Origin of the sequence: Streptomyces mexicanus, assembly GCF_902506575.1 — a bacterium.
Taxonomy (GTDB): domain Bacteria; phylum Actinomycetota; class Actinomycetes; order Streptomycetales; family Streptomycetaceae; genus Streptomyces; species Streptomyces mexicanus.
Genome location: NZ_LR732572.1, coordinates 1 through 4,053, shown reverse-complemented (window position 1 = coordinate 4,053; position 4,053 = coordinate 1). Strand labels below are relative to the sequence as shown.

Annotated in this window: 6 protein-coding genes; 2 read left to right on the top strand and 4 right to left on the bottom strand. The window is 74.8% G+C overall.

The features are described 5' to 3' along the window. Positions 1 to 891, top strand: an 891-nt coding sequence (locus GV126_RS32495) for a polysaccharide deacetylase family protein (RefSeq protein WP_438947884.1), incomplete at its 5' end; no start/stop codon positions are given. Positions 892 to 993: 102 nt separating this feature from the next. Here GV126_RS32495 and GV126_RS32490 read toward each other — a convergent pair. Then, the gene (locus GV126_RS32490) at positions 994 to 1,677 is read right to left on the bottom strand and encodes a class F sortase (RefSeq protein ID WP_159674552.1); all 684 of its coding nucleotides are present in this window, start codon (positions 1,675 to 1,677) and stop codon (positions 994 to 996) included. 343 nt (positions 1,678 to 2,020) lie between these two features. Between GV126_RS32490 and GV126_RS32485 the strand changes: the two genes are divergently transcribed. Further along, positions 2,021 to 2,281 carry a hypothetical protein gene (locus GV126_RS32485; RefSeq protein ID WP_159674550.1) on the top strand — a complete coding sequence of 87 codons (261 nt, stop codon included), beginning with the start codon at positions 2,021 to 2,023 and terminating at the stop codon, positions 2,279 to 2,281. A gap of 161 nt (positions 2,282 to 2,442) precedes the next feature. Here GV126_RS32485 and GV126_RS32480 read toward each other — a convergent pair whose 3' ends face one another. The 3 genes from GV126_RS32480 to GV126_RS32470 all read right to left on the bottom strand — a co-directional run bounded on the left by GV126_RS32480 (position 2,443) and on the right by GV126_RS32470 (position 4,009). Continuing rightward, entirely contained in the window at positions 2,443 to 2,865 is a 423-nt protein-coding gene (locus tag GV126_RS32480; RefSeq protein WP_159674548.1) for a hypothetical protein, read from the bottom strand. Positions 2,866 to 3,052: 187 nt separating this feature from the next. Continuing rightward, entirely contained in the window at positions 3,053 to 3,817 is a 765-nt protein-coding gene (locus GV126_RS32475; protein WP_185948046.1) for a bestrophin-like domain, read from the bottom strand. 54 nt (positions 3,818 to 3,871) lie between these two features. Then, positions 3,872 to 4,009, bottom strand: a complete 138-nt coding sequence (locus GV126_RS32470) for a hypothetical protein (RefSeq protein WP_159674546.1) — start codon at positions 4,007 to 4,009, stop codon at positions 3,872 to 3,874. Positions 4,010 to 4,053 lie beyond the last annotated feature (44 nt).

The window sequence follows — 4,053 nt, the reverse complement described above, 5'->3', positions numbered from 1 at the left end:
CCGGGGGGCGGGGCCGCGGGCGGGGCGGGCCGGGGGGGGGGGCGGCGGAGGACGGGGCGGGGGGGGGGCGGGGGGGGGGGCGGGGGGGGGAGGAGCCGGGGAGGGGCCCCTGGGACCCCGCGGGGCGGCGCCCCGGGGCCCGGCCGGGCCGGGACGCCGCCGGCCGCCCGGCCGCCACCCGCCCCCGGCCCCGGGCCGCGCACCGCCGCCCTCAAGCCCTCGACCTACCGTCTGCGCCCGCTCACGGCAGACGCCCCGCAGGCGGTCCTGCCGTTGCCGACCGGCGTGCGCACCGCGCCGATCCTGCGCTTTTCCGGCCGCGGCGACACCATGCTGCTGACGTTCGACGACGGCCCGCACCCGGAGTACACCCCGCACATCCTGGACACCCTGGCCCGCTACGACATCCGGGCGACGTTCATGGTGTGCGGGGAGATGGCCGACTGGAACCGGGACCTGCTGGCCCGGATGGCCGACGAGGGGCACGTCGTCGGCAACCACACCTGGACCCACCCGCTGCTCACCCGCCTCAAGCCCAGCGAGATCCGGGACGAACTGGAAAGCACCAGCGACGTCATCGAGAAGGCCTACGGCGAACGCCCCCTGTGGTTCCGCGCCCCCTACGGCGCCTGGAACCGCGACGTCTTCCGGCTCAACGCCGAGATGGGCATGGAACCGCTGGCCTGGACCGTCGACAGCCTCGACTGGACCACCCCCGGCACCCGCGCCATCGTGCGCCGGGTCGAACGCGGCGCCGCTCCCGGGGTCGTGGTGCTCTCCCACGACGCGGGCGGCGACCGCTCGCAGACCGTCCGCGCGCTGCGGACCTATCTGCCCAGGCTGCTGGACGAGGGGTACCACTTCACCGTGCCGCGCCGGACGTACGCCTGACGCGGGCCGCCCACCGGATCGCCCCGCATCACCGGATCACCTCAGTCCACCCGATCTCCTCACCCACGGGACCTCATTCACGGGACCACTTCACCCACCGGGTCACCGGACCTCCGCCAGGCGGGCGAAGACGACGACGTTGCCCTCGTAGCCGGACTGCTTGGTGTACCGCCCGCCGCAGGTGATGACCCGCAGCTCCGGGGCGCCCGTGGAGCCGTAGACCCGCTCGCCGGGGAAGTCGTTCTTGGCGAACACCTCCACGTCGTACACCTCGAAGACGGCCGTCCTGCCGTCCTGCCGGTGGACCTCGACGTGGTTGCCCCGCTTCAGCGCGCCGAGTCCGTAGAACACCGCCGGGCCCAGGGAGTTGTCCACGTGGCCGACGACCACCGCGGTGCCCTTCTCGCCGGGGGTGACGGCGCCGTCGAACCAGCCGGCGAGGTTCGGGTCACCGGGCGGCGGCGCGGCCACCCCGCCGTCCTCGTCCACACCGACGGGGGTGACGGGCGCGTCCACCTGGATCATGGGGATCGTCACCCGGTCCGGCACCGAGCGCGGCAGCGGCTGCACCCGGGTGGCCGGTGCGCTCGGCGTACTGCCGTGGGCGACGCCCGGTGCGGCCGCCCTGGCCGGCTGCGGCGGGCCGGCGTCGTACTCCCCGGAGCCGTTGCGGACGAGGGCGAGCCCGGTCAGCAGCACCAGTGCGATCACGCCCCACGGAGCGCGCTTCCCGCCCGGTTGCCGCGGCTCCTCCTCGGCACGGTCGGACAGCTTGCTCGCAGACATCCGCCATCCCCTCTCGGCGTGGCCGTCGCCCCGCCCGTCGCGCACACGCACCACGCTAGGCTCCGCGCACACGCCCGGCGACGGGACGCGGGCGAACGGGTGGCCGGGCACCTCCGGCGCGCGGCGGCGCACCGGGACGGATCGGCGCGGCGGCTCACCGGGACGGATCGGCTCCGGCGCGCACCGGGACGACCAGGTCCGGGGGCTCACCGGGACGGACGAGCCCCGAACGGCCAGGGTCGGCATGCGCCCGCGAGCAGGGCGTCCCAGGGTGTGTCCGGGAGGCGCTTTCTCGCCGATCGACCGGGTACGGGGCCCCGGGGCGCCTTCCGCGGAGGCACACATGCGCACTGCTCCCCCTTCCGCGGCGGTCCTGATCGCCGTCGCCGCCGTCGTCGGCCCGGCCGCCCCGGCGGCCGTCGCGCACGGCACCGGCTCCCCGCACACCCACCGGCCGGCGCTCGCGTCCGCCGTCGCGTCCGGCGACGGCAGGACCACCGGCGCCACCAAGGCGGACCTCGCCATCGGCGGCGGGCTGCTCGCGGCGGGCGTCGTCGGGGGCGGCCTCGTCTGGCTGCGCGGCCGTTCCGGCGGACGCACCTGAGGGACCCCCGGGCGATTCACCGCGTCCACGATTCCCCACGTCCCGCCGGGCGGTGATGCCCGCCCGGCACACCGCCACTCGTCGCGCCGGATCGGGCGCACACGCCGTCGCCCCGGACCGGGCAGGGTCCGGGGCGACGGCGTCCGCCTGCTGCCGGGGCGTCAGGCGACGCCCTCCTCGCCGGGGCGGCGGCGCGAGAGGTAGTAGGCCGCGCCGACCGAACCCGCGATCAGCGCGGTACCCATACCGACCTCCTTCAGGTCGAAGCCGGCGATGGTGCCGCCCTCGCCCGCGTGGACGCCGTGCCGGAAGTGCTCGGGGCGGCCTCCGCCCTGACCGCCGCGGCCCTCCTCCTCGTCGTCCCCGTAGCCTCCGCCGCCGTAGGAGCGGCCGCCGCCGGAGCCGGAACGGTCCGAGTCCCGGCCGCCCCCGCCGTCGTCGTCGTAACCGCTGTCGCCGCCGGACGCGTGGCTGCCGCCGCCGTAGGAGTGGCCGTCACCGCCGCTCGCGACGGCGGCGGGCGCGGACAGGGTGAGGGCGCCGATGCCCAGCAGTGCGGCCGAAACGGCGTGTATGACGCGCATGATGAGAATCCTCCGGGTCCCCGAGGAGCAGCTGCGGACCTTTTCCGCGTGCGCCGGAAATGCACCTCGATGATCAAAACGCTAGGAAGGTGCGTACGGCGGCGCGATCGCACTCGCGCGAACGGGGCAACGGTGTGGGCCGCCCAGGGGACCCGTTCCTGCGGCCGGGGGACCGGCTGAGCCCGCGTCAGCTCTTCAGGTGCGGGAACAGGTCCAGGAAGGGGCCCGTCGACGCGGACAGGCCCCGGCTGTAGGGCACGTCGAAGTCCCAGATGAGGAAGAGCAGGAAGGCGATCAGCGCGGAGAACAGCCCGGCGAGCACCAGCTCCCGGGTCGTGCGCCGGATCTGCAGCGCGAACACCATCCCGATGGTGACGAGGGCCCCGGTGATGAGGCCGAACCACACCACGCCCGGCATGGTGGACCCGGTGGAGTCCGCGCGCGCCGCGCGGGCCTGGTCCGCCGCGGTCACCTGGTCCACCAGCGGCTGGTAGGCCTGGGCCTCGAAGTCCGACTTCGGCCGGTAGTCGGTGACGTCGGCGCGGATGCGCTCCAGGAGCTGGTCGCCCTGCGCGGTGACGTGGCCCTTGTCCACCATCGTCTTCCACTCGGTGGTGACGACGTGTCCGACATAGGCGTTGACATCGGACCGGATGCGGTCGCGGACCTCAGGCGGGTAGACCCGGACGCGCTCGGAGATCTCGTGCAGCGCCTGCGCCTCCGCCTGGACGTGGTCCTGGGCGGCCACGCGCGCCTCCCAGACGCCCGCGATGGCCAGGCCCAGCACGATGGCGTAGACCACGCCGATCCACATCGTCATGTACTCGATGACGTCGGGGGTCTCACTGGGATCCTCGTCCTCGGACGCCGTGCGGTGCCGTACGAAGGTGATGAGCACCACCACGGCACAGGCGGCGAGCATCGCGAGGATGAGAACAAGCCATTCCGGCAAGGGGTTCCTCCAGGGATCAGCGGGTCAGCGGGTCGGCGGTCGGCGGTCGGCGGGTCAGCGCGGGCGGAGTGCGGCGACGGCGGCCAGCGCGGGCACCGCGATGAGCAGGACGTAGGTGATCGGGGACGGCGCGCGCCGGGGCGCGTGGCGGCTGTCTCCTATACACCGCTGACGCTGCCCTGCGCTCCCCACCGCGCTAGACCTGCGTGTGGTCGTCTCGTCGAGAGAATATAAAC

Bases quoted from the DNA above. Each gene is read 5' to 3' on its own strand.
- GV126_RS32490 (WP_159674552.1), bottom strand. From the start codon at position 1,677: ATGTCTGCGAGCAAGCTGTCCGACCGTGCCGAGGAGGAGCCGCGGCAA.
- GV126_RS32485 (WP_159674550.1), top strand. From the start codon at position 2,021: ATGCGCACTGCTCCCCCTTCCGCGGCGGTCCTGATCGCCGTCGCCGCC.
- GV126_RS32480 (WP_159674548.1), bottom strand. From the start codon at position 2,865: ATGCGCGTCATACACGCCGTTTCGGCCGCACTGCTGGGCATCGGCGCC.